This window comes from Alteromonas oceanisediminis (genome assembly GCF_018474025.1).
GTDB classification, from domain to species: Bacteria; Pseudomonadota; Gammaproteobacteria; order Enterobacterales; family Alteromonadaceae; genus Alteromonas_E; species Alteromonas_E oceanisediminis.
Genome location: NZ_JAHCTA010000003.1, coordinates 251,886 through 275,890 on the forward strand (window position 1 = coordinate 251,886; position 24,005 = coordinate 275,890).

Sequence of the window (24,005 nt, forward strand, 5' to 3'; positions counted from 1 at the left end):
TCTAGGCCGAAGATGGCAAGGCAATAATAATTGCGAGGCCACAAGGTTGTGCATGTTGGGCCTCAATAGTACCACCGTGATGATGAATTGCACGTTGCGCGATGCTTAATCCTAGCCCCACACCACCAGAATCTCGTGCTCGACTGCTATCTGTGCGATAAAACGGTTTAAACAGTTGGCCCAGTGCTTCTGCAGACACGCCCTGACCGTTATCTTCAATCACAATGCGGATGCCATTAGCTGGCGCGGTGGCCTGTTCTACCCGGACCTGAATGGTATCTCTTGCATAATGCACCGCATTGCGCAGCACGTTATCAAATGCACTGCACAACAGCTCCGTGTTGGCTTCGACGAACAGGTTTTGATGATCCGCGGGATAAAACCGTTTGATCTGTTTGTTGAGCGACTCGGCTTCAAACTGGGCATTGTCGATACACTCATCCAGTAGTGTCGTCACGCAGAGCGGCTTCAATTGCGCTGCATGCATTTGCACCTGTTGGCGGGAGACGTACATCAATTGCGCAATCATCGCCTCTATCGCCTCGGCTTCTTTATGGATGCGTGGCAGCAGAGTTTGCTGCACGGCACCCACTTGCTCGGCGTGACCATTCTGCAATGTGTCTTCTGCGATACCGATAGCCAGCTGCAGGCGCGTTAGTGGCGAGCGTAATTCGTGTGACACATCAGCTAAAAAACGATGATGCTCCGCAAACAACTGTTGCAACTGCTCGGCCATTTTGTTCGTTTCACGGCTAAGTCTGCCTAGCTCGTCGGTCCGGTGGCTTAACGTTGTGATACGCGTCTCAAATTGCCCTTGTGCCAGTGCTTCGGTCGCCCGCTGGATTGCGCTCACGGGTGCGGCAAAGCGGCGCGCCAGAAAATAACAAAGCAATCCACTGCATATTAGTGCGACAAGAACGACAGTCACAATGAGTGGTAACCGCGATCCCGCTTTTGCCTGTGTGTCGCCCACAAACAGCGCATACTCAGTGCCCGCCACAGAGAACAATGCCGGGCCCATAAACTGACTGTTACCTAGGGTGATAATTGACGCAGTCTGTCCGGTCAACTGGGCTAAAAAAACATCTCGAGAGGGGCGCAAGGGCGGCGGAAAACCAAAAATAAATTGCTGCGATTCAACTTCGATAGCAAAGGCCAGACGACCTCTGCGGCCGCTGATAAAACGTAACGCCTGACGCACATCATTCACGGAACGACTACGGCGCTCAATACGCTGTGCAGTTTGCGATAGTAAAGCATTCTGCGCCACAGTGATGGGCTGGATGTCGGCCGAAGGTGCTGCTATACGAGCCACAAACACGCCTACGCCTAAACTGGTTAATGCGACAAACCAGAACCACAGGAAAATTTTGCCAAAAAAGCTATTGCGAGGATCGAGGTGAGATAACGTCATGCTAGCGGGATCCGCAAGATATAGCCTGAACCCCGCACGGTCGCTATCATCTCCTGTGCGCCTTCAGAAGACAATTTTCGGCGTAGGTTACTCACATGCATGTCGATACTGCGGTCAAACGCCGCCAACCGCCGCCCTAATACATGCTCGCTGATAGACGCCTTGCTGATCAGTTCACCGGCATGTGCCATTAAGAGTTTGAGCAATAAAAACTCCGTGCCCGTGAGGGGCAGTAAACGCCCTTCAACAAAAGCCTGTTGTTGGGATTGACTCAATCGTAGCGGTCCGAGTATCAAGTCATGTTGTTTCTGCGCGACCGACGACAACTCGGCACGCCGAATCAATGCTTTTATCCGAGCCGACAACTCGCGATGATTAAAGGGTTTGGGTAGATAATCATCAGCGCCCATTTCCAGCCCAAGCACCCGATCATAGTCATCACCACGTGCGGTTAGCATAATCACAGGCGTCATCTTGACCTGCCTCAATTGTTTCAGCACGTCAAATCCATCCAGCACCGGCATCATAACGTCCAGTAATATGACGTCAACATCGTCACGGCTCGTCGCGGCTGACAAACCGGCCCCCCCATCATGGGCTACGTCGATGTCATACCCATGGGGTGTCAGATATTCGACTAAGAGATCCGTTAGTGCCCTATCATCATCAATAATAAGGAGTTTTTTAACCGACATGATGCACTCGTGTTAACTGGGTGAATATAGATTACCCAAGCTGACAGCTCATGTACAAAGGCTTCAGTCAGACTTTACACAACCTTTACACGGCATTGGCGTTTCTTTGCTTTCGCAACGCTAATATGTATCTCACCACCCGCAAGCGGTTTATTTTAGCTAATTTTCAACGTGAGGTTTTTATGAAAACATTATTGCTCCCTCTTTTTGGTCTTGCCCTGGCCACGCAAGCCATGGCTCACCCACCTAAATCCGAACAAGCGCCGATGCGTCACATGCTTGAGCAACTGACGTTAAGTGAGCAGCAACGTGAGGACATCAGATTAATTGTGAGCGAGTCGCGCGCCGACAAGCGCGTGTATGTCAGTGATATCCGATTGGCAAAAAAAGAGTTTCGTCAGCTCGTGCGAGAGCCCGAATGGAATGAAACCGCGGTGCGCGAAGTAATGACACAACGCATGGCGTTGAAACAAGACTTCATGCTCAGCAACGCGCAGACCCGCCACGCTATTTTCGAGCTGTTAACCCCGTCACAACAACAAGAGCTAAACACGTTGTCTTCGCCCGATAAGACTCACCGTGCTAGCCAGCGAGGTTCTCAATGGAAAAAAATGAGCCAACGCTTAAACCTTACGCCCGAGCAGGAAGATAACATCGACACTATCCGCGCTGCATTTTTTTCCACTCATGAGCGAGGACAGCACCCCCATCGCGTTTTTTTGCAGGCCGAGAGGTCACTGATCCAGAGTAGTGAGTTTAGTCAGGACGCTTGGTTAGCGCTATTTGCTCAGCATCAAACAGCGGCGGTTGAATATGCCGTGGCAAGAGCAAAGATGCAGCACGACATGTTTAATGTGCTGACCAAAGAACAGCAAAATCAGCTTACTGACATTGAAGACACCATGAGCGAAAAAGGCCGCAAAGGAAGACGCAGAGGCCAGCATCGCGCTTAATCGATCATTTAGATCAATAATCCGGCACTTCGCGCTGGTAATCCGATGATAAAAACAACGGCGACGTGATCAGCATGTCCGCCGTTGACCGATTACAGGCAACCGGTACATTCCAGACCGAGCACAAGCGCAATAGTGCTTTTACGTCCGGGTCATGCGGCGCAGGATTGAGTGGATCCCAGAAAAAGAATAATGCGTCTAACCCGTTTTCAGCGATGAGCGCACCAATCTGTTGATCACCTCCCATGGGGCCACTTTTAAATCGATGAATAGACAGCCCGGTATTGTCAGCTAACATGCCGCCGGTTGTTCCCGTAGCCACAAGGCGGCATTGCCCTAACCGCGTTACATTGGCTTTCGCCCATTCCAGCAATGCGGGTTTTTTATGGTCATGCGCGACAAGCGCAACGGTGGGTTCTTGCATTATTGAAACTCCTTGGTAGACAACACAGTCACGCTATCAACAACGCGCTGCTGTTCAAACATTCCGCCTAAAATAAGCAGGTGGTCACCTAGGGGCACTAACCCGCGGTGGTCCATACTCGCCTGCTGCGTTGATTTCACTCGCCAATGCTGATTTGCAATATCCCAGACCCATAATGTATTGGTTGGCGCCGCAGGTTGGCCATTGTAACCAATGCCGTTGTAATTATAAGGGGTAGTGGAACCTCCCATAAACGCAACGACATTGGCACTGTTGACGCCAGTGCTTGCCATTCTATAGCGCGCTTTCTGCGTGGGGTGTTGCAGGGTTGTCCAATTGATTTTGGTGTGATCGGTATGATCTATCACGCCCTGATAACACGCAGGCTCACTCGCAAAACTGCGCCTCTTTTTAGGGTGGTAAATCACTTTTACACCATCACAAACAACCAGCCTATTGCCAACCAGCCCGCCGGCATGACCAAACACCGGTGCGCCCGGGAACGGTGAAGCCTGCTGCCAAGCGTCTTTATCTATGTCATATATCTGTACCAAGTTTACGTTGCCGTCGTTGTGCCACCCACTGATCAAATAAACAAACCGATTCCGATAGACTAAAGCAACCGCATCGTCAACCGGTACAGGCGTCGGCGCTAAAGTCGTGTAGAGGTCGCTGCGAACAGAATACCGAACATTGTCGGGGCTGCTAATTTCAACATGATCTTCCGCAACAGTGTATCCCCCAAACACATAGGCGTGTTCATCAATACCCACAGCCACTGATGCCAATCGTCCTGACAACGCCAGCGAACTGGGCACGGGTGATTTTTGCTGCCACTCAGTCTCCCCCACTTTCAGTGCAAACGTTTTATTGTGCACCGCACGCCAGTCTTTATCTGGCCCCAGCCCCATAAAGCTAAGTAAATAAACCTGCCCGTCAACCGTCACTCTGGCAACTGCGTTATTGGTCACAGGTTCAGGTAATGGTGGTAAGGTCACGCTGACACTTTTGGCATTTGCCGTAGCGCAGCCGAAAACTAAACCAAAACCTATTAGCGTAAACGCGGTGATGAAACCTTTCGTCAAGCCCTGCATATTGCTGTTCCTAAGTTAATGTTGTTCAACGCTATATAACGCAAAGATAGTGTAATCGATTTTCTGTTTTCTCAATACCATACCGCAGCGAAAGAAATAAAATTGATATTTTTATGCATTTTTATTAGATATTTATTTACTTTGTCGCACTAGGTCGGCTACACTTCAATGGTGTCTTTCAGTGAATCATTTTTTATGAACCTTATTCCATACTGTACAACGTCACTCTCCCTAACTGGCTATACGGCTTGCGTCTTTCGACGTTAGTATTTTGCCTTATATAGCGCACTTTTTATCTTTACCTTTCCTGTGCAGACCGCAAAAGAGGTAAAGATAAGAAGTTCTTCTTTTTTCTTACCTGATTGAATAAAAATGAAAGTATGTATTATTGGAGCCAGCGGTTATACCGGCGCTGAACTGGCCAGACTGGTCCACAATCACCCCCGCTTATCGCTTGACGCGGTAATGGTTTCTGCGCGCAGCGGTGATGCGGGCAAACCATTAAGTGACGTGCATGGTTATTTGAACAACCAGATTCACCTGCCGCTACAGGCACTGGACGAGTCAACCTTGCACACACTCGCTAGTTCATACGATTGCATTTTCCTAGCAACGCCGCATGAAGCCAGCCACGACTGGGCATCTAGCTTGCTGCAAGGCAGTGCAAAGGTATTTGACTTAAGCGGTGCGTTTCGGTTGCAGGATAAACACGTATTTGCGCAGCATTATGGCTTTGAACACCAGCATCCGGACACGCTGAGTGAGGCCGTTTACGGGCTGGCTGAATGGTATGCCGATGAGATAGCCAACGCTCAGATAGTGGCAGTGCCCGGATGCTATCCCACGGCTTCACTGTTAGCGACTAAACCGTTGATGCAGGCGGAACTTCTCGATCCCAGCCATTTTCCTATCATCAACGCTGTGTCGGGTGTCAGTGGCGCTGGCCGAAAAGCCGCGCTGAACAACAGCTTCTGCGAAGTGAGCTTGCAAGCTTACGGTATTTTAGCGCATCGCCACACGCCAGAGATTGCCGCCTATTTAGGCGCCCCGGTTATTTTTACACCACATCTGGGCAATTTTAAACGCGGTATTCTGGCCACCATCACTTGCAAGCTTAAGTATGGGCTTAAACTTTCGGATGTTGAAGATGCATTTAATACGGCGTATGCCCACCAGCCACTGGTGCGAATGCGCTCCAGCCCGGCCAAAATCGATGATGTGGTCGGCCAGCCATTTTGTGATCTGCACTGGCAGTATGACCCGTCCACAGGTTATCTGATTGTGACATCCGCTATCGACAACCTGCTCAAAGGTGCGGCGAGCCAGGCAATTCAATGTGCCAATCTGGCGTGTGGCTGGTCGATGACAGAGGGATTGACGAGGAATGCGGTATGACCGATGCACACGAGCGCAGCGTCGTTGTTCTGAAGGTAGGCGGTGCGCTAATCGACAACCTGCCTGCTACGCAGGCGTTGTTCACAGCCGTGGCAGAGCTACCTAGCAGCATTGCCGTGGTTATTGTACATGGTGGTGGTAGCAACCTTGATGCACTTCTTAGCCAATTGCAGTTGAGCAATGACAAGGTTGACGGGCTTCGAATCTCGCCTGATGCACATATGCCTTACGTGGTGGGGGCTCTTGCAGGCACCAGCAATAAGCAGTTGTGCGCCGCTGGCTACGCGCTTGGCCTGTCAGTGGTTGGCTTAAGTTTATTTGATGGTGACAGTGTTAGCTGCACAGAGCTCAATCCGAAACTCGGCGCAGTGGGTGTTCCTCAGCCGAATAGCGCGGCGTTTCTGACAACCTTGCTATCACGCAATTATTTGCCCGTGATGAGTTCGATCGGCTGTGACAAACAGGGCCGTCTTTACAATGTCAATGCTGACCAAGCCGCAACCGCTATTGCACAGTTGTTGAGCGCTGATCTGTATTTACTGTCAGATGTCAGCGGCGTACTGGATGCGGATAAGCTCAGAGTTCACTCGCTCTCGCCCTTGATGGCGAGTGAATTGGTGACTAACGGTACGATAGCGGGAGGAATGCGGGTCAAAGTAACGGCTGCTCAGTTAGCGGCTAACACGCTAGGTCGCTCGGTAACTATCGGTTCATGGGCCGAGCCCGAAGCACTGCTTGCTCATATTATGTCTGTGCGCCAACCATCCATTCAATTTGGCACGCAAGTGCTGCCGCAGGAACAGAGACAACAACAGGAAAATTAATATGTCGACTAAGGACTTACTCAGCTTTACCGATTGGACGCCGGAAGCCGCAACGCAGCTGTTGCAGCTGGCGCTTGATATTAAAGCTACACCTGAAAACTACGCCACCGCGCTGGCAGGAAAGTCGATCATTGCGCTATTCGAGAAACCCTCTTTGCGCACACGCGTCAGTTTTGATATCGGTATCCATAAGCTCGGTGGTCACTTGGTGTACCTTGATAGCCAGTCAGGCAATTTAGCAGGGCGCGAGGATGTTAAAGATATGGGCGCTAACTTTGCCTGCTGGGCAGATGCCATCATAGCGCGGGTATTTTCTCACAGTACGCTGGAAACACTGGCAGAGGCAGCATCGGTTCCTGTGATTAACGCGTTATGCGACCGGTATCACCCCTGTCAGGCAATGGCTGATTACCTCACTTTAACGGAGGCGCTCGGGTCAGTAAAAGGAAAAACTCTGGCGTACGTGGGTGACGGTAACAACGTGACCCATTCCCTCTTGATAGTGGGCGCATTACTGGGTTGTCATCAAGTGGTTGTTACCCCTAAAGGTCATGAAATTGATTCCGACATACTTAAACAAGCGCATGACATAGGCCAGCGTACTGGCGCAACCATCACAACCAGCCATGCGTTAAGTGCACTGTCTGAGCCTACCTCCAGCGTCGACGCTATCTACACGGATACATGGCTCTCTATGGGTGATATAACCCCCTTGGAAGATATTAAGAGCAAATTTATGCCATATCAGGTCAATGAAGCTATGCTTGAGAACTGTGGCGCGCGGTATGTCATGCATTGCCAACCTGCACATCGCGATCTAGAAATTACCGGTAGTCTGATGGACAGTCGCGCATCGTTGTTAATGCAGCAGGCTGAAAACAGAATGCACGCGCAAAATGCGATTTTAGTGACCTTACTTACACGCTAAGTACGGCATTTATCGAGTCAGATAACCATAAGAATTTGATTAGGAAACAGTCATGAATTCAGTTAAAAAAGTCGTTCTCGCTTATTCAGGCGGCCTTGATACCTCTGCAATTATACCGTGGTTGATTGAGCACTACGGTTGTGAAGTTATCGCCTTTGCGGCCGATGTGGGCCAAGGTGATGAAGAACTCGAAGGGCTTGAAGAAAAAGCACTTCGTTCCGGTGCCAGTGAATGTCATATTGTCGATTTAAAACAAGAATTCGTACGCGATTTCATCTTCCCGACCATTACCACCGGTGCAGTTTATGAAGGTGAGTACTTACTTGGGACATCGATGGCGCGCCCTGTTATTGCAAAGGCACAAGTTGAGATAGCGCGTAAAGTGGGTGCCGATGCGCTGTGTCATGGGTGCACGGGTAAGGGTAACGATCAAGTGCGCTTTGAAAGTACGTTTGCCGCCCTCGCACCGGATCTGCACGTTATTGCGCCATGGCGTGAATGGGACATGGTTTCTCGTGAAGACTTACTTGAGTATTTAGCCGAGCGTCAAATTAAAACCAGCGCTTCAGCGACCAAAATTTATAGCCGCGATGCCAATGCCTGGCATATTTCTCATGAAGGCGGAGAGCTGGAAGATCCCTGGAGTGAGCCGAGCAAGCAAGTCTGGACATTGACCACAGATCCTGAGGATGCGCCAGACAAACCCGGCTATGTCGATTTGTCTTTTGCTCAGGGCAAATTGGTCAAAGTGAATGACGTTGCGTTAACGCCCTATGAGGCACTCCAAACACTTAACGACATCGCTGCGCCACATGGTGTTGGGCGGATCGATATTGTTGAAAACCGTCTTGTCGGCATGAAGTCGCGTGGTTGTTACGAAACGCCGGGCGGTACGGTGTTGTTGAAAGCGTATAAAGCATTAGAAACGCTGGTTCTGGATAAAGCGGCGCTGAAACACCGCGAGCAGTTAGGCTTAGAGTTTGCGCACGTGATGTACGATGGCCGCTGGTACACGGCACTGAATGAGGCATTACTCGCCGGTGCTGCAAGTTTCGCTAAACTTGTTACTGGCGACATTCGGGTGAAATTGTACAAAGGTCAGGCGACCGTGACCCAGCGCCGCTCGCCAAATAGTTTGTACTCTGAAGACTTTGCCACCTTTGGTGCTGATGATGTTTACGACCAGAAACACGCCGAAGGATTCATTCGCCTGTTCAGCTTGTCCAGCCGTATTAAAGCGTTGAAAAATCAACACAGCCAGGCAGGAGAATAAGCATGGCTTTATGGGGTGGACGTTTCACACAAGGCAGTAGCCAGATGTTTAAACAGGTCAATGACAGTTTACCGTTTGATCAGGTCATGGCGGTGGAAGACATTACAGGCTCTATTGCGTGGGCAAATGCAATTGCCAAAGCGGGTGTTCTTAACGAACAAGAGCATGTCACATTGGTTGACGCCTTGCAGAAACTGCTGACTCAAGCGCAAGCAGGTGAGCTTGATTTTGCTGCCAGCCAAGAAGAAGATATTCACAGCTTCATGGAAGCCGCGCTGATAGACGCCATCGGAGATACGGCCAAAAAACTGCATACAGGCCGTTCTCGTAACGATCAGGTCGCTACGGATTTTCGGTTGTGGACGCAGCGCCACATTAACGCTCTGGAGTCGGATTTATTGAATCTCATTCAGGCTTTGTTGAAAAGTGCGTCTCGTTTTCAGTCTGTCATTCTCCCCGGCTACACACACCTGCAACGCGCTCAACCGATCCGCTACCCGCATTGGTGCTTAGCCTACGTAGAGATGCTCAAGCGTGACCTATCGCGATTGCGCGATGCCAAAATACGAATGGATCAATCTCCGCTTGGCTGCGGAGCCCTGGCGGGAACGACCTACCCGGTTGACCGCCAAAGCATTGCCGACGAGCTGGGTTTCAGCGCGCCTTGCCTGAACAGTTTAGACGCAGTTTCCGACCGAGACTTCGTGCTTGAACTCCTGTTCTGCGCCAGCACCAGCATGATGCACCTGAGCCGGATGGCGGAAGACCTTATTTTCTACAATTCTGGTGAAGCCGGCTTTTTAAAGTTGTCTGACAACGTCACGTCAGGTTCCTCATTGATGCCTCAGAAAAAAAATCCTGACGCGCTGGAATTGATGCGCGGCAAATGCGGTCGTGTTTTCGGCCATTTGCAGAGCTTACTCGTCACCATGAAAGGCTTGCCGTTAGCCTACAACAAAGACATGCAGGAAGACAAAGAAGGTGCCATGGACGCCGTCAAGCAATGGCACATTTGTTTGAGTATCGGCGTTGAAGTACTGGATGGGCTAGCGTTGAATGCTGAGCGTTGTCGTCAGGCAGCGCAGCAGGGTTATGCCAACGCGACTGAGCTGGCTGATTACCTTGTCGACAAAAATATTCCCTTTAGAACCGCGCATGATATTGCCGGCAAAGCGGTACTGCTGGCGCTGGAAAATCACTGTGCGATTGAGGACCTTAGCTTAGCGCAACTCCACACCGTGAGTAGCGATATTGAACAGGATGTGTACGCAATCCTTGCGCTGGATCATTTAGTGGATAAGCGCAATGTGCTTGGCGGCACAGGCGCACAACCGGTTAATGATGCACTATTCGCCGCACATGAATGGCTCGATGGTGAACTGACTCGCCAAGGTGACGTTGATGGTTGACGCAAACGCCGACAATATTCGCCTGTTTCGTAGCTCTGCGCCTTACATTAATGCACATCGTGGTAAAACCTTTGTGCTCATGTTTGGCGGTGAGGCCATTGAGCATGACAATTTTGCTCACATCATTCACGATATCGGTCTTTTGAGCAGTTTGGGGATCCGTCTGGTGCTGGTGCATGGTGCGCGCCCGCAAATCGATGAGCGGGTTGCGCTGCGCAATCTGCAAGGCCGCTTTTCTGAGAATACGCGGATCACCGATAAACCCACCTTGGAATGCGTTAAAGATGCTGCCGGGTCGGTCCGGTCACATATTGAAGCCCTGCTCACCATGGGGTTGCCGAACTCTCCCATGCACGGCGCGCAAATACGTGTGTGCTCCGGCAATATGGTGGTCGCAAAACCAATGGGGGTAAGAAACGGCATCGACTTTGAAAACACCGGACTGGTGCGCAGAATTGACGTGGACGGTATCAATGATCACCTCAACGATGGCTCCATTGTTTTGCTCTCTCCCATGGGCTATTCCCCCACGGGTGAAGTGTTTAACCTATCCCATGAGGATGTAGCAACACAAGCGGCGATTGCGTTAAGGGCAGATAAGCTCATCGTGTTTTCACATTGGGAGGGGATCGTATCCCGTGAAGGAAAGTTGCTACGCACCATTGAGCTGAAACAGTTGCAGTCATTGATAGAAAGCGACGCGATCGAAACCGAGGAAAGCGTGCTACGCGCCCTGAGTACAAGCGTAGCAGCAGACATTCCGCGTGCTCACTGCATTAGTTATGAGAAAGACGGCGCATTGCTTGAAGAACTGTTTACACGCGACGGCACTGGTTCACTGGTGATGCGCAATCATTACGAACAGCTTCGCCAGGCTACGATTGAAGATGTCGGTGGTATATTGCGTCTTATCCAGCCTCTGGAAGAAAGTGGCATTCTGGTTAAGCGCTCAAGAGAGCGTCTGGAAAGTGAGATCGAACATTTCAGTGTGATTGAACGTGACGGCATGATCATCGGTTGCGCAGCGCTGTATGTGTACCCTGAGGATAATTGTGCCGAGCTGGCCTGCGTTGCTACACATCAGGATTACCGAGGCAAGAATCGAGGCGAAAGGCTACTCGATCAGGTAGTCGAATACGCTAAACAGCGCGGTATAGGCCGTTTGTTCGTATTAACGACCGTGACCGCGCATTGGTTCTTAGAACAAGGTTTCAAACCCAGTGACATGAGTAGTCTGCCGGAGCAAAAAAAGCAGTTGTATAACTTTCAGCGTAACTCAAAAATCTTTGAATTGGAGCTTTAAGCGCACAGACGGAAGCTAGCGTCAGGTCAAGATCTTTATTACCGTTTGCTTTATGCATCAATAAAAACTGCTATCGTTATTTTTATGGCATCGCTCACGCAGCCCACACATGAACAAAGACGTCGTTTTTCACTTTTCGAAAACCAGAGCGCAGCGCTCTCGTAAATTTATTTACATGGCTCTGATGTGCTGGGTGTATATAGGCGCAATCTACCTGTATTCGCAATTTGGTGCTCGGGCCTTACCCGCCTCATTTGTTAACATTTCTTACGTAGCCTTTTCGGTAAGCAGTATCATACTCATCGTCATTGCGGTTTGGCACCATCGGCATCCCGCGGTTTTTGAAGCGATATTAACTGCTAAGCGCCTTATCGTGCGTTATCCTGGGTCGGAACGATGGTCATTTGATGTGGCGGTTGACGATATTAAACGGTTTGAATACCGGCGAACTCTCTCACATGCTGGTGATGGCATAACGCAGCACGGAATTGTGATGAAAGACGGCACATTTCATCACTGTTCGATGAACTACGATCTTAATCTTAATACGCTGCACAAAGCGGTCCAGCAGGTGCGTCCCGATGTCGAGTTTCCCAAGACTGTCAATAAGCGTGTTGAGGAGCCGTTCAGAGCGTGTTGATCTTTGCGGTACATTTTTGCAGCAGTTTGATGGCAATTTAGACAAGGCTGAGCGAGCGCCGTGTAGTTATTCTACATAAGCGAGCGAAAACGCAGTGTAAATTGTCATCAAGCGCTGCCCGCAGGGTTCAGTTCTATGGCTTGGGGCTTTCGTCATTCACTTAGAATAACTAAGCTTCAATCCTCTTTCCTCAGCCGCAAGCCATAGAACTGAACAAAACTTGTACCGCAAAGGTCAACACGCTCTATTAAAGATTGAGCATTTCTGAAAGGTCTGTGGTTTACTGCAAGAAAACCTCGTCGAGTATTTACCCATGCCTTACGTCAATATCCAGATTACTCAAGGCGCTACACGCGCCCAGAAACAAGCGCTAGTTAAAGATGTTACCGCTTCGTTAGCTAAGCACCTCGGTAAAAAGCCAGAATATACTCATGTGGTGATACAAGAAATTGCGGACGAAAACTGGGGTTTTGCAGGTCAGCTAACGGATGACTGGAAGCGCGATCAGAGTTGAACAAAAAGTTGCCGTTAAGGCTAAGCGGAGGCAACAGGAAACAATTTCCCTTGTCTGCGCTCAACTGGCTGATGCACTTTGATTTCAGTTAAGCCGCTGAGATTGCGACTTGAAAACCATGCCTGAACATCGTGTTGCGCTTCGCTTGATAATGAATCGAAATATTGCGTACAGCGTTGTAGCATCCACTGCGCATAGGTATTTACATAGCGTGTTTCTTCGACACCGTCGAATGAGTAGCGCATTTTTCCTAAGAATCGCGGTAAACGTTCACCCGGCTTGTCGAGCAAGCGCTGTTGAACGCGCTTCACGGTTTCATGCAACACTGGCAGTTGTGTATCGTGCATATGCTTTAGCATGGGGACGAGCGTGTCAGGGATTTTATCGTTGGCTAAAAAAGCACCCACTGGTTGGTCACCGCGCATCATGCGTTCAACCCAGGCTACAACATGTGGTGCCCGTTGCTTCATCAGTTCGCCCGAATAAGGATCGCGATAGAGATGCGCATACAACGGCCCGATAAATCCATAATCAGCGATACTCGGACGACCGCCCAGTACATATTGATGTTGAATTAAATGCGTATTAAAGCATTCTAAAAATGCCTCATACCACGTTTCTATAGCTCGCCAATTGCGTTTCGAAATCCCTAACACGGGTTTATACAACCTGCCGAAGAAAAACGCGGGTAGCAGCCCTGAAACAGGCTGCAAAAGCCGCGGCCAGTGCGGCGTGGCGCAGGCACCAAATTCTCGTAAGATAAAGCCTAAATGGCGGCGTTTGTAATGCCAGCGATAGTGCATGGCTGGAAGGAGGAGCCACTCGTCACCGTAGAGTTCGAGTAGCAACGCCACAAAGTGCTGTTTGGGCGTGACCGGATAAACACTGTTCTGCGCGAATTGAGCCTCAAATTTATCGATAATGTCAGTGGTATCTTGCCAGTATTCGCCTTGAGGCGTCTTGACCACAGGGATCATGCGCAAACCCGTGTTGGGTTGCAGTTCGTTATTGATGATGCTGGCGGTCGCTAATGTCTCGGTAAAGGGAATGTTCTTGTAGCGCATATAAGCCCGGGTTTTGCCGCTGAACAAGGAGACTTCTGCGCCGTATTGGGTGTAATGCTGATTCATATAGGCGCTCTGCCGCGTTCGTGTGACCGTGTTTGACTAGACCAGACAACACGTATTTAACTTTCATCGTCTACAGTGTGTGTACGCCCAGTCAGTTTAAACCTAACGCATGCTTGACCCGTGCCTTTGAGGAATGCCAGTGATTTTTCGGCAAGTCGGGGGCTTTGGCGATGACCTCGTCAATGTCTGTTTTACGCAGTATTCGCGGTTTAACATGCGCAAAGTACACCATCGGCTGCGCTAATGCTTCCAGTCTTCGGAGCGACGCTTTGTATTGATTGGGGTGGCAAACCGGATAAGGTGGTACTAATCGCTTTTTCACGAAAACAACCAAGTCAGCAACGTATACTTGCCGTGACTCGGCGTGCCACAGCGACAAATCATGGTCGGTATGACCCGGCGTGTACAGCACTTGCCAATCAGGAAACTCAGGCAATGTTTGCTCATCATCCAGTACGAAATCGGGCCGTAAGGTTGAAGCATACCAAATATGCTTTTTCGGCTTACCGATACGCCCCGCCACCCAATAGGTTAGACCTACATCAGTGAGGTGCGCAAACTTGCCCATAAGGCCGCGATACCAACGCGGAGCCTTGGGGTGACACGCAATACGACAACCGCTGATGCGGCGTAACTGATGCGCACCACCGGCATGATCGGGGTGCATATGAGTCACCACCACCAGCTTTAAATCGGTAAGGGGGCGGTTAAGTTCGTCGGTAATAAAACGCGCTACTGAATCAACATCAGCACGGCAACAGCCATCCAACAGCAGCAAGCCGTGCTCATACTCAACTAACAGTATGTTTTGAATATACCCGTTTAACTGGTGCAACTGCATAATGCGATTAAATACTGACCCGCTTGTACGGGCGGTATTCCGCACGCCAGAAATTGCGCTCAATACTGGCAAGAATGGCATCGTCAGACTGCTCTAACGCCAAACCCTGTTCAATAGCCACCTTTGCCACCGCAAATGCAATTTGCTTACTGAGTTCAGTGATATTCCGCAGCGGTGGCAACAATTCATCACTTTCGCCACGCGCCAAGGGCGATGCATCCGCCAGCGCATTGCTGGTTGCCATGATCATTTCATCACTGATCAAACGTGCTTTACTGGCGATCACACCGAGGCCAATGCCAGGGAAGATGTAACTGTTATTGCACTGCGCAATAGGAAACTGTTTGCCGTTGTATTCAACCGGCTTGAACGGGCTACCTGTAGCGATAATCACTTGCCCGTCAGTCCATTCAATCACTTGCTCTGGGCGCGCTTCGACCTGCCGCGAGGGGTTGCTCAGAGGAAATATGATCGGCAACTCGCAGTGTTGCGACATCGCTCGGATAACTTGTTCGGTAAACAAACCGGGTTGCCCGGAAACGCCAATCAAAATATGCGGTTTCGCGCAATTCATCACGTCGAGTAGGCTGGCGTATTCGCCGCTGTACTGCCAGCCAGAGAGTGCCTCTGGTTGTTGTACCAGTTTCTGTTGGAAATCACGTAAACCTTCCATGCCATCGGTAAGCAAGCCGTAGCGGTCCACCATGAAAACCTGTGCTCGCGCTTGTGTTTCAGACAACCCTTCACTGCACATTTGCTGTACCAGCATTTCTGCGATACCGCAGCCTGCCGAGCCGGCGCCCACAAACACGACTTTCATGTCACTGAGTTTTTCTTGTTTAACACGGCACGCCGCTAGTATGGTGCCAAGTGTTACCGCAGCAGTCCCCTGAATATCATCGTTGAAACAACAAATTTGCTCGCGATAACGATTGAGTAAGGGCATCGCATTGGGTTGTGCAAAATCCTCAAACTGCAGCATGGCTTCTGGCCAGCGGCGCTTCATCGCCTGAATAAACAGATCAAGAAACTCATCGTATTCCTCTTGGCTGATACGAGGATGGCGAGAGCCCATGTACATCGGATCGTCCAATAACTTTTGGTTGTTCGTGCCGACATCCAACATGACGGGCAAGGTGTAGGCAGGACTGATCCCACCGCAAGCGGTATACAGCGATAATTTTCCGATCGGTATCCCCATGCCACCGATACCTTGATCGCCTAAACCCAAAATACGTTCGCCATCGGTCACTACGATGACTTTCACCTTACGCTTTGTGGCATTGCGCAGGATATCGTCGAGTTGATGACGATCGTGATAAGCAATGAACAAGCCCCTTGATGAGCGGTAAATATCTGAAAACTGCTCGCATGCATCCCCTACCGTAGGCGTGTAGATAATCGGCATCATGTCGTCAATGTGCTCTTGGATGAGGCGATAAAACAATGTTTCGTTGGTATCTTGAATAGCGCGCAGGTAAATGTGCTTGTTCAGCGGGTTCTCAAAACTCTTATACTGCATGTATGCACGCTCAACCTGCTCGCGGATGGTTTCATAACGAGGCGGCAGTAAACCGGCAAGGTTAAACGTGGTGCGCTCTTCAGAGCTAAATGCACTGCCTTTATTCAACAAGGGCGTTTCGAGTAACGCTGGACCGGCGTGGGGTATGTAAAGATAGTTGTTATTAGCCATTGGCATCTCTTTTTGAGTCGGTCGTTAGAATATTTCTTCAGGCTCAACCGGACCGGCGTCATCGTCTGAAAAATCAAATATGTCTTCCTCTAGCACGTATTGTGTCGGCTCCGTACCGGGAACAAAGTATTCAAATAAAGTGGTATGGTCTGTGCGTTTTGTCAATAAACCGGTTGCCCGGTCAATACGCACGCGCATCATGCCATCTGGGATCATGGGGGGTTGCTCTTCCTGGCCTTCAAGCGCAGATTGCATAAACCGTATCCACGCAGGTTGCGACGCCTTCGCACCGTCTTCTACGCCGACCAATGCATTGCCAATCCAATTGTACTTTTCTGGGTTTAAGTTGACCAAATTTTGATTACGTGTCACGCGTCCCAACTGCCGACTCATGTTATCAAATCCAACCCAGGAGGTGGCAACCAAACCCGGTGCGAAACCACTGAACCAGGCATCGCGCGAGTCGTTCGTTGTTCCCGTTTTGCCGCCAATATCGGTACGGCCCAGAATATTGCGCGCTCGCCATCCTGTGCCCAACCAATAGGTTTTATGGGTCCAACTGCCATTGGCTCGCACGGCTGTGCGCATCATGTCGGCGGTTAAGTAAGCGTTCTTTTCACTGATCACGCGTTCGGCTGAGCGCCACTCGCTGGGATCTGCTTTGATTTTTTGACGCTGCTCAGGTTGGGTGAGACCGAGCTGATTTAATTCAGCCGCAAGCAGCGCTTCCAGATCAGTTTCATCAATGGACGACGGTTGTGCCGCGTTGCTATCGCGCTGTTCAATCATCTCATCGCACGGATCGCAGGCGAGAGGAGGATTAGCATGCCATAACACGTCTCCATCATCATTTTTAATATGTGAAATAAAGTGCGGCTGGATTAAAAAACCACCATTGGCAAAGGCTGTAATGCCGCGCGCAACTTCCAATGGCGTGTGCGAACTGGACCCCAATGACACGGTTTCGTCACGTGGAATTTCTTCGCGCTCGAAGCCGAAACGGGTCAGATATTCGACGGTTTCATCAAGCCCAACGCCGCGCAATAAACGCACAGACACAACGTTTTTAGAACGTCCCAGCGCATAGCGCATGCGGACGGGACCATCGTACTCAGGCGGCGAATTTTGTGGTCGCCATGCGACGCCAGTGCTGGCATCCCATTGATTGATAGGCGCGTCGTTGATAATGCTGGCAACCGTATAACCGTTCGCAAGTGCAGCGGAGTATATGAATGGTTTTATGTTGGAGCCCACCTGACGCTTTGCTTGGGTGGCACGGTTAAACTGGCTCTGGTAAAAGCTATACCCGCCCACAACGGCTTGTACCGCACCGTTAAACGGATCGAGCGCCACAAATGCGCCACTGACCACGGGTAACTGGGCGAGTCGCCATTCGCCTTCCTGTTTGCGGATCCAAATCACCTGACCTGCGCTTGCCACATCACTCGCCGATTCTGGATCTGGCCCTTGTTTTGAATCTGATAAATAGGCGCGTGCCCACGACAAACCATTCCACTCTATTCGACGTGACTGCAATGTGTCCTGCCGTGTCAGAGTCATAACATCAATATGCTGCTCCCCGACTGCAACAACAATGGCGGGTTGCAATGGGTCAATCGGAGTCACTACTTGCAGTGCTTCTACTAACGCCTCATCGCTCAGGGGGATTTGCGCAGGCTCAGGTTCCCACAACACACTCATTGGCCCGCGATAACCGTGCCGTTCATCGTAATCGTGAAGATTGCGCACAACCGCCTCTTGCGCGGCTTTTTGCAGTGCATATGGCGCGGTAGCATACACGTGATAGCCGCCAGTTTCGGCCTCTTCTTTGCCATAAATCTCAATCATCTCGTTGTAAATCACATCGGCGAGATAAGGGGCATCCAACTCGACTTCTGTGCCGTGTTTTTTCGCCGATACCGGTGCGTTGGAGGCTTCGTTAAATTGTTCGCGGGTAATGTATCCCTCGTCGAGCATACGCAACAACACAATGCGCCGACGTTCAATGGAGCGGTCTGGCCGGCTTATCGGATTGAGAACGGATGGCGCCTGAGGTAACCCGGCAATGGTTGCCATTTCAGCAAGCGTAAGTTTATCCACCGTTTTGCCGTAATACACTTGCGCCGCAGCCCCTACGCCAAACGCACGGTGTCCTAATTCAACTTTGTTCAAATACAGCTCAAGGATTTCCTGCTTGGTCAGTAACTGCTCCATGTGCCAAGCGATAAAAATCTCTTTAATTTTACGGATATAGGTCTTTTCGCGGGTTAAAAAGAAGTTTCTGGCTAACTGCATCGTTAGCGTACTTGCTCCCTGACCTTTCTCACCGGTAACCACCAAATTTAGCGCGGCGCGCATCACCCCGATAGGATCTATTCCCACATGTTCATAAAAACGGCTATCTTCTGTGGCAAGCAGCGCTTGTTGAAGGGTTAGTGGAATTTGTTCCAGTGTGAGTGGAACGCGGCGTTTGACGCCATATTGCGAAATTAATTTGCCATCGTGAGTGTAGATCCGCATTGGCGTTTGTAAACGCACATCCTTCAGTACATCTACACTGGGTAAATCAGGTTTGATATAAAAGTAAATGCCAACCAGAGTGGCAACACCGAGCATCGAACCAACGATGCCTATTAAAAATAACGTCTTGATGTACTTCACAAAAATTCAGATTCCGAGGCAAAATCGACGAAATGGCTTATAGTATAACAAAGGTGTCGACAGAATTACGTGCTGTTTCGAGGTCACAATATCAGCGTATGATGGCATTTATGTGTCGAGGATTATACGTAAGTGTCGATATTAGAACCATATTATTGAAAAAACACCGTATTATGACCAGCCTTACAGATTGTCATAAGCGATTACAATGGCGCGGGTTAACTCTTCCATGAAAGCATTGCTACAGAAAAAGGTGCCACCGATCATCGGTCTGGATATTGGCACTCGCTTTGTCAAAGCGGTTCTGCTGGAAAAAGCAGGCGACCAGTATTCGGTCAACGCCTTCGCGTGTGAACCGATAACGGGTAACGCGTTTACAGATCGTCAGGTAAAAGACTTCGACGCGGTGAGCAATGCGCTGAGAAAAGTCAAACTGGCGCTAAAGAACAAGAAAATCAAAGATGTGGCAATCGCGGTTGCAGGCTCTTCAGTGCTAACTAAAATCGTGCAAATGGAACCTGACCAAACTGATTATCAATTAGAAGGGCAAATAGAAGTTGAAGCCGACAGCCTCATTCCCTACCCCCTTGAAGAAGTCTATTTAGACTTTGAAGAACTGGGACCCAGCAAAACACACGTGAATAAGGTCAATGTGCTACTGAGTGCTGCACACAAAGATGTGGTGGACAGTCGCGTCACCTTGCTTCGCGAAATTCCGTTTGAACCTAAAGTGATTGATATTGAAGGTTATGCGGTGGCGAATGCAGTTACCACGTTTTACCCGACCAGCGAAACGGCTTTCTGTATCAATATCGGTGCAACGCTTTTACAAGTCTCAGTGATCAAAGAGGGCAGTGTTGTTTACAGTAAGGAGCATGTTTTCGGCACTGATGCCTTGCTACAGGATATTTGCATGATGCAGGGCCTTGAGCGCGATGACGCGCAGGCACAATTATTAGCAGACACCTTGCCCAAATCATGGCGAGACGATACGTTGCCGATATTTTTGTCCAATCTGCAACAACAGATCAACCGTGCGATTCAGATGTACATCAGCACGACACATGCGCAGCGTCCGCAAAAGTTGTTGATTTGTGGTGGTGGTGCGGTCATTGACGACATTGCATCGCTGCTGTCGCAAGACCTTGGTTTAGCGGTTGAAGTATTCAATCCGCTAGCCAATGTGGCTATCGATAAAAAAGTTAACGCAGAACAGTTACAAAAATTGGCACCTCAGATGACGATTGCACTGGGGTTAGCTAGCCGGGGGTTTTCACCATGGCACATATAAATTTACTCCCTTGGCGTGAAAATCTACGCCAACGCCAGAAACAGCAATATCTGGGTGTGCTTTTTATTACTGCGGTGTTCGTTGGATTGATTTTCTGGTTCGTCGGTGCAGCTATCGATCAGCAAATACGCAATCAACAAGCCCGAAACAATTATTTGCAAGACCAGATTAATGTGCTCGATGCGCAAATCAGCCAGATCAAAACCATTAAAGATGCCAAAGCGGCCATCGAACAACGCATGGCACTGATTGAACAGTTGCAAACAAGCCGCAATGTTGCACCTAAAGTGTTTGATGAATTAGCACGCATTGTTCCGCCAGGTGTGGCATTTCGCTCGATGACACGCACAGGCAATCGCATTGATATTGACGGTATTAGTGATTCCAACAATCGCCTATCGGATTTTATGCGCCGCTTAGAAACGTCCACTGTGTTCACCAATGGCGTCCTGTCTTCTATTGTAGCGGACACAACATCTACCGATGCGGTGAGTGAGTTTAAATTAACGTTTACCATTAGCCCCGAGGTCGCACCTGTGATGGTCTCTACTACTCAGGGGAATGCGCAATGAAGTTTGACGTTGCTAAACTGAAAGAGATGAATGAGCTGGATTTCGAGAACGTCGCAGTCTGGCCTTTTGAAATCAAAACTGTCGTTGCCGCGGTGTTGGCCATTATCGTCGGCATTCTCAGCTACCACTTGATCATTAGTGCAAAGTTGCCGGTTTTGGATAAAGCCGAGCAGCAAGAAGTTGAGTTAAAACGTACGTTCGAGGCTAAATATCGCATTGCGGTTAATCTACAAGCCTATAAAGATCAGCTTGCTCGCATAGAGCAAGACTTTAGCTCAATGCTTAAATCACTACCCACCAGCAACGAAACGCCAGGGCTGCTCGACGACATCACCTATGTCGGCACAAGTGCTGGGCTAACCTTCCGTTTGCTCAACTGGCAACAAGATGTGCCAAAAGAGTTTTATACTGAGCTGCCCATCGAGCTTGAAGTGAGTGGGTCGTACCACGAATTTGGTAACTTCGTGTCATCGATTGCCAGCTTACCGCGGATTGTGACATTGCATGATTTTGAAATAATCAACGAAGCGTCTGGCCTTCGTCTGCAAATGCAAGCAAAGACTTATCGAACTGCTGTGGCGAGCAATATGGGTAACGCTGCGAAAGCCGGGGGTGAGCAATGATGAAACAGGTAGCATTGCTAATCGGCGTAGGTTTACTCGCGGCTTGTACGGCAGAAACCAGTGATTTGGTCGCTTACACCGAGCAGGTTAAAGCAACGGTGCAGGTTAATATTGAACCCTATCCGGAATTTGCCTCACAACCCGCATTTGATTATTCTGCAGACAACTTGCGTAGCCCCTTTGTTCGACCCCGCGCCGTAGAGCAAACTGTCGCTGAAGTGGCCAAACCGAATTGCTTACAACCGGACTTTGCTCGCGCGAAAGAGCCGTTAGAGCGTTATGGTATCGACGCAATTTCGCTGTCAGGTATGTTTGTGAGCAACAACAAAACATGGGGGCTGTTTAAAACCAACGATGGCAGCCTACATAAAGCCAGTGTTGGTAACTATCTAGGCTTATTTAACGGCAAAATCACCGACATCTCCGGTGAAAAGGTCACTATTTCTGAACTCCTTCCAGATGGCGCTGGCTGTTGGCAGAAGAAACAAACTACATTGACGATGGCGTCATTAGCAGGGGAAAACGATAATGTCTGAGCGATTCATTTTTAATAAAAAACTGGGCCGAAATCGCCGCAGTAAATGGTATTGGATGGCATTGTCGGTGGTATTAATGACCGCAGGTACGAGTGTTTGGAGCCAATCCAGTGCGCAGAACGTTGAGTTGTTGGACGTGAGCGCGGAGTTGAATAGCGTGTACCGTGCCAGCCTTGAGCAGATTGATTTTACCCGGCAAGCCGACGGCGCAGGCGTGATCAAAGTTGATTTTGATAATTTACCCACTAACCCTCAGCTCATTGAGTCAAAAGGTAAGATTTCGATCACTTTGCCAGCGACCAAGTTAGCCGATGATCAGTTTGTACAAATTGATGTGACTGAATTTGGAACGCCTGTCACGCGCATCGAGACTTTTCAGGATAACGCCGATGCGCGCTTGGTAATGGAATACGAAGGCCAGGTGAGCACACGCCTGAGTGAAAAAGACAAGCAACTTAGCGTTTTCATTACCCCGTTGTCGGCCGAGAAAATTGCCGAACTTGAACAGCAATCAAAGTACAAAGGCGAACCGATTTCGCTGGATTTCCAAGACGTTCCAGTGCGTCAGGTTTTACAGATCATTGCCCAGGTTAACGGTTTCAACCTTGTCACAACCGACACGGTAACAGGCAACGTGACCATCAGCTTAACGGCGGTGCCGTGGGATCAGGCTCTGGATATGATTTTGAAGATCAAAGGGCTGGATAAGCGCTTAGAAGGCAATATTCTTCTCATCGCCCCTTCCGAAGAACTGACTGCCAGAGAAACACAAGAGCTTCAATCACAGGCTCAGGTTCAAAATTTAGCCGCCCTGAAGTCTGCCAGTATTACCGTGAATTATGCCAAAGCCGAAGCGCTGTCAGGCATCCTAAAAAATGGCGACGGTGGTATTTTGAGTAGCCGTGGCGCGGTCAGTGTCGACGAACGGACTAATACATTATTAATTCGCGATACGCAGGAATCTATCGATGAAGCACGTCGTGTGGTTGCCGAGCTTGATATTCCGGTTAAACAAGTATTAATTGAATCTCGCATGGTCACCGTTCGCGATAACGTTGATGAACAACTCGGTGTGCGCTGGGGGTTTTCTGATCGCCAGAACGACGATGGCGTGTCGGGTTCGTTAGAGGGTGCCAACACTATTTCCGGTGGCATTATTCCAGAGCTAGCTGACCGTTTGAACGTGAATCTTCCGGTCGCTAACCCCGCCGGTCGTATTGGATTTCAAGTGGCGAGTTTGGTTGATGGCACCATTCTCGATTTAGAACTTTCCGCACTGGAATCTGAAAATAAAGGTGAGGTGATCGCTAGCCCGCGTATTACAGTCGCTAATCAGCAGGAAGCGTATATTGAGCAAGGTACTGAAATACCCTATGTTCAGGCGACCTCCAGTGGTGCAACATCGGTTGAATTTAAAAAGGCCGTATTGAGCCTCAAAGTCACCCCACACATTACCCCGGATAATCGTATTATTCTGGATTTGGTGGTTACACAAGATACGCGTGGTGAAACAGTTCAAACGTCGACGGGGCCGGCGGTAGCGATCGACACACAGGAAATCAGTACACAAGTCTTGGTGGAAAATGGTGAAACCGTCGTACTTGGTGGTATCTTTCAACAGGTTAATACCGATGACGTGACGAAAGTTCCGTTGATGGGTGATTTACCCGTGGTTGGCGCACTATTCAGAAACACGTCAACCATCTACCAGAAGCGGGAGTTATTGATTTTCGTAACACCCAAGATTATGGCTGAGCGCCCTTAGTAGCGTGAGCGAATCGACAAGCAAAAC

At 49.6% G+C, this 24,005-nt stretch carries 22 protein-coding genes; 14 read left to right on the forward strand and 8 right to left on the reverse strand.

Annotated features, from left to right (window positions below; translation table 11 throughout):
• Position 1: 1 nt before the first annotated feature.
• The gene (locus tag KIU71_RS06590; protein ID WP_214130397.1) at positions 2–1,414 is read right to left on the reverse strand and encodes an ATP-binding protein; all 1,413 of its coding nucleotides are present in this window, start codon (positions 1,412–1,414) and stop codon (positions 2–4) included.
• Positions 1,411–2,109, reverse strand: coding sequence for a response regulator (locus KIU71_RS06595; protein ID WP_214130398.1), 699 nt, complete (start codon positions 2,107–2,109; stop codon positions 1,411–1,413). The genes KIU71_RS06590 and KIU71_RS06595 overlap by 4 nt, the downstream gene beginning before the upstream one ends.
• 182 nt (positions 2,110–2,291) lie before the next feature.
• Between KIU71_RS06595 and KIU71_RS06600 the strand changes: the two genes are divergently transcribed.
• A complete protein-coding gene (locus KIU71_RS06600) occupies positions 2,292–3,062 on the forward strand; it encodes a Spy/CpxP family protein refolding chaperone (RefSeq protein WP_214130400.1) in 771 nt (256 codons plus the stop codon).
• Positions 3,063–3,075: 13 nt separating this feature from the next.
• Here KIU71_RS06600 and KIU71_RS06605 read toward each other — a convergent pair whose 3' ends face one another.
• On the reverse strand, positions 3,076–3,486 hold the full coding sequence (locus KIU71_RS06605; RefSeq protein WP_214130401.1) for a methylglyoxal synthase: 411 nt from the start codon (positions 3,484–3,486) through the stop codon (positions 3,076–3,078).
• Positions 3,486–4,580, reverse strand: a complete 1,095-nt coding sequence (locus KIU71_RS06610; RefSeq protein WP_250207320.1) for a Kelch repeat-containing protein — start codon at positions 4,578–4,580, stop codon at positions 3,486–3,488. The genes KIU71_RS06605 and KIU71_RS06610 overlap by 1 nt, the downstream gene beginning before the upstream one ends.
• A 372-nt stretch (positions 4,581–4,952) precedes the next feature.
• Between KIU71_RS06610 and argC the strand changes: the two genes are divergently transcribed.
• The 8 genes from argC to KIU71_RS06650 all read left to right on the forward strand — a co-directional run bounded on the left by argC (position 4,953) and on the right by KIU71_RS06650 (position 12,866).
• Positions 4,953–5,975: an N-acetyl-gamma-glutamyl-phosphate reductase gene (gene argC, locus KIU71_RS06615; protein ID WP_214130402.1), complete on the forward strand. Its 1,023-nt coding sequence runs from the start codon at positions 4,953–4,955 to the stop codon at positions 5,973–5,975.
• Positions 5,972–6,799 (forward strand): acetylglutamate kinase, encoded by an 828-nt coding sequence (gene argB, locus KIU71_RS06620; RefSeq protein WP_214130403.1) that lies wholly within the window; start codon positions 5,972–5,974, stop codon positions 6,797–6,799. Before argC ends, argB begins: the two co-directional genes overlap by 4 nt.
• Position 6,800: 1 nt before the next feature.
• Entirely contained in the window at positions 6,801–7,727 is a 927-nt protein-coding gene (locus KIU71_RS06625) for an ornithine carbamoyltransferase (RefSeq protein ID WP_214130404.1), read from the forward strand.
• Between the two features lie 52 nt (positions 7,728–7,779).
• On the forward strand, positions 7,780–9,000 hold the full coding sequence (locus KIU71_RS06630; protein ID WP_214130405.1) for an argininosuccinate synthase: 1,221 nt from the start codon (positions 7,780–7,782) through the stop codon (positions 8,998–9,000).
• A 2-nt stretch (positions 9,001–9,002) separates the two neighbouring features.
• Positions 9,003–10,409 carry an argininosuccinate lyase gene (gene argH, locus KIU71_RS06635; RefSeq protein ID WP_214130407.1) on the forward strand — a complete coding sequence of 469 codons (1,407 nt, stop codon included), beginning with the start codon at positions 9,003–9,005 and terminating at the stop codon, positions 10,407–10,409.
• Complete coding sequence (gene argA, locus KIU71_RS06640; protein WP_214130408.1) at positions 10,402–11,712, forward strand: amino-acid N-acetyltransferase; 1,311 nt, start codon at positions 10,402–10,404, stop codon at positions 11,710–11,712. The genes argH and argA overlap by 8 nt, the downstream gene beginning before the upstream one ends.
• Positions 11,713–11,821: 109 nt before the next feature.
• Complete coding sequence (locus tag KIU71_RS06645) at positions 11,822–12,352, forward strand: hypothetical protein (RefSeq protein WP_214130409.1); 531 nt, start codon at positions 11,822–11,824, stop codon at positions 12,350–12,352.
• A 313-nt stretch (positions 12,353–12,665) separates the two neighbouring features.
• Positions 12,666–12,866 carry a tautomerase family protein gene (locus KIU71_RS06650; protein ID WP_214130410.1) on the forward strand — a complete coding sequence of 67 codons (201 nt, stop codon included), beginning with the start codon at positions 12,666–12,668 and terminating at the stop codon, positions 12,864–12,866.
• 20 nt (positions 12,867–12,886) lie between these two features.
• Here the strand turns inward: KIU71_RS06650 and KIU71_RS06655 are convergent, their stop codons facing one another.
• The 4 genes from KIU71_RS06655 to KIU71_RS06670 form a co-directional block, all read right to left on the reverse strand.
• Positions 12,887–13,996, reverse strand: coding sequence for a glutathione S-transferase N-terminal domain-containing protein (locus KIU71_RS06655; RefSeq protein WP_214130411.1), 1,110 nt, complete (start codon positions 13,994–13,996; stop codon positions 12,887–12,889).
• A 91-nt stretch (positions 13,997–14,087) separates the two neighbouring features.
• Entirely contained in the window at positions 14,088–14,837 is a 750-nt protein-coding gene (locus tag KIU71_RS06660; RefSeq protein WP_214130412.1) for an MBL fold metallo-hydrolase, read from the reverse strand.
• Between the two features lie 7 nt (positions 14,838–14,844).
• Positions 14,845–16,530, reverse strand: a complete 1,686-nt coding sequence (locus KIU71_RS06665) for an NAD-dependent malic enzyme (RefSeq protein WP_214130413.1) — start codon at positions 16,528–16,530, stop codon at positions 14,845–14,847.
• A 24-nt stretch (positions 16,531–16,554) separates the two neighbouring features.
• On the reverse strand, positions 16,555–19,191 hold the full coding sequence (locus KIU71_RS06670; RefSeq protein WP_214130415.1) for a penicillin-binding protein 1A: 2,637 nt from the start codon (positions 19,189–19,191) through the stop codon (positions 16,555–16,557).
• A 229-nt stretch (positions 19,192–19,420) separates the two neighbouring features.
• Here KIU71_RS06670 and pilM point away from each other — a divergent pair, with 229 nt between their 5' ends.
• Genes pilM through KIU71_RS06695 form a run of 5 tightly spaced genes read left to right on the forward strand, consistent with a single transcriptional unit; the run spans position 19,421 to position 23,978 of the window.
• The gene (gene pilM / locus KIU71_RS06675) at positions 19,421–20,482 is read left to right on the forward strand and encodes a type IV pilus assembly protein PilM (RefSeq protein ID WP_214130623.1); all 1,062 of its coding nucleotides are present in this window, start codon (positions 19,421–19,423) and stop codon (positions 20,480–20,482) included.
• A complete protein-coding gene (locus KIU71_RS06680; RefSeq protein WP_214130416.1) occupies positions 20,470–21,054 on the forward strand; it encodes a PilN domain-containing protein in 585 nt (194 codons plus the stop codon). The genes pilM and KIU71_RS06680 overlap by 13 nt, the downstream gene beginning before the upstream one ends.
• Positions 21,051–21,677, forward strand: a complete 627-nt coding sequence (gene pilO / locus KIU71_RS06685; protein ID WP_214130418.1) for a type IV pilus inner membrane component PilO — start codon at positions 21,051–21,053, stop codon at positions 21,675–21,677. Before KIU71_RS06680 ends, pilO begins: the two co-directional genes overlap by 4 nt.
• Entirely contained in the window at positions 21,674–22,213 is a 540-nt protein-coding gene (locus tag KIU71_RS06690; protein ID WP_390881825.1) for a pilus assembly protein PilP, read from the forward strand. The genes pilO and KIU71_RS06690 overlap by 4 nt, the downstream gene beginning before the upstream one ends.
• Positions 22,206–23,978 carry a type IV pilus secretin PilQ gene (locus KIU71_RS06695; protein ID WP_214130420.1) on the forward strand — a complete coding sequence of 591 codons (1,773 nt, stop codon included), beginning with the start codon at positions 22,206–22,208 and terminating at the stop codon, positions 23,976–23,978. The genes KIU71_RS06690 and KIU71_RS06695 overlap by 8 nt, the downstream gene beginning before the upstream one ends.
• Positions 23,979–24,005: the final 27 nt, after the last annotated feature.